The sequence below is a fragment of the Nostoc flagelliforme FACHB-838 genome, from assembly GCF_014698065.1.
Classification (GTDB): Bacteria; Cyanobacteriota; Cyanobacteriia; order Cyanobacteriales; family Nostocaceae; genus Nostoc; species Nostoc flagelliforme_B.
The window spans coordinates 1-1746 of sequence record NZ_JACJSI010000698.1 but is presented as its reverse complement, the minus strand read 5'-3'; the positions used below and the strand labels follow the sequence as shown (position 1 = coordinate 1746).

Annotated in this window: 1 protein-coding gene and 1 pseudogene; one reads left to right on the top strand and one right to left on the bottom strand. The window is 41.7% G+C overall.

The window, feature by feature from the left end:
• Positions 1-127 precede the first annotated feature (127 nt).
• A pseudogene (locus H6G97_RS50865) lies at positions 128-700 on the bottom strand (hypothetical protein); the annotation flags it as partial.
• A 194-nt stretch (positions 701-894) separates the two neighbouring features.
• Between H6G97_RS50865 and H6G97_RS50860 the strand changes: the two are divergent.
• Positions 895-1586, top strand: a protein-coding gene (locus H6G97_RS50860; RefSeq protein WP_190947750.1) for an IS1 family transposase whose coding sequence is annotated in 2 segments (ribosomal slippage) — positions 895-1230 and positions 1233-1586 — 690 coding nt in all. Because the reading frame shifts where the segments join, the coding sequence is not laid out codon by codon here.
• The last annotated feature ends 160 nt before the right edge of the window (positions 1587-1746 follow it).

Sequence of the window (1746 nt, the reverse complement as noted above, 5' to 3'; positions counted from 1 at the left end):
GTCAGTATTTTGTATCTCAGGAGACACCAATGAAAAATCCCTCAGATGCACGACACTTAATTTCCATTCTTCGGAACAATGCCTAATTTACATGACTTTGAGCCTTAACTGAACCGTATTGCTTTATTTACTGCTTCTCGCCCTTCCAAAAGCGCAATTCATCTCGGAAATACCTGTCAGTCTTTTTCGATTGCTCCTTCCAGTGATCCCAGGCAACTATCACCTCATCTCTTAATTCTTCTACCACCTCGCCCCTTTCAACATACAAAGTACGGTATGGGTCGGCATGGGCAACGATAGAGCCAATGCCAATAGTGTTTGGTTGAGAGGATGCGTTTTCGAGAGCAGTAATTAAATCAGTCTCTTGGGTGGTCAATTCTGCCCAATAGTCTGATTTAATAACCTCGTACTCTTGGGCAACATCCCAAAACTCCTCCCAGCTACACCCTGGTTTAGCAAGTACCCCTCGAATGTCACTAACCGCCTGGGGTAGCATTTCCAGTTGTTCGGCTCGATATGCGATCGCAGATGGTGTCGGTTCACTCCCCAAAATTATCGCAGCAGCTTCAAGCGCCTGAGTGTTGTTCATTGCGCTGGCTAGATTCTTCAAAGCCATGCCCATCAACCGTAGACATTCTTGGGCGTTCTCCTTGGGGGGTTCTGCTGCAAGTGATCGCAAATCATAACCTTTGTCAGCAGCCAGTACCTTAATTCGCTTGGGTGGTCTGCCGCGTTTAAAAGTTGTTAATTTTACTTTGTGTCTTGCAAAAGTAACACTTGTTTTCTTTCACTTGCGATCGCGATAAAGCATGACCCCAACATTAACAGATTGCACACCAAAACAATTCAAATTCTGGCGTTGCATAATAGAGGGATGAATTGAGGTAACCTACTGTGCAATGTCCATACTGTGAGTCTACGGAGATTAGAAAAAATGGTAAGCGAAGAGGTAAACAAAATCACATTTGTGTCAGATGTGGTCGTCAATTTATAGATGTATACAACCCACCAAAAGGATACTCAGACCAGATCAAAATTGAATGCTTAAAAGCATATGTTAATGGTGAGAGATTCCGAGCTATTGAGCGCTCCAAAGGTGTTCATCACACAACTGTAATTTATTGGCTGAAACAAATTGGTGAAAAACTGCCAGATGCCCCGCCAATTAACGAGATTCCAGAAGTAGGAGAACTAGATGAATTAGAGACTTTCATCGGGTCAAAAAAAACAAAATTTGGCTATGGACAGCAGTAAATCACTTCCGTCAAGGAATTTTAGCTTGGGTTTTAGGAGATCACAGTGCTGAAACATTTAAACCTTTGTGGGACATTGTTTGCTGCTGGCAGTGCTATTTTTATGTTACCGATGGATGGAAAGTCTACCCCAGTTTTATTGAGCCAGGAGATCATATCGTCAGTAAAACATATATGACTAGAGTAGAAGGTGAAAATACACGTTTACGTCATTATCTGGCACGCCTACATCGAAAAACATTGTGCTATTCCAAATCAGTAGATATGCTTAAATATTCAATTAGATTATTACTTCATTACTTGAAGTATAGAGAAATACCTGTGTTTAACTGATTCATCCCGCATTTATGCAACGCCCAAATTCTCAGTTGAAAAGTCGTGCCCAGCTGTGGTCTTCATCCACTTCAACTCTAGACTCGACTATGCAAATATGATGTCTTGGGCAATAATAAAACCAGAATTGGTATTCAAAGCCGCAAACTGAGTGGAATTA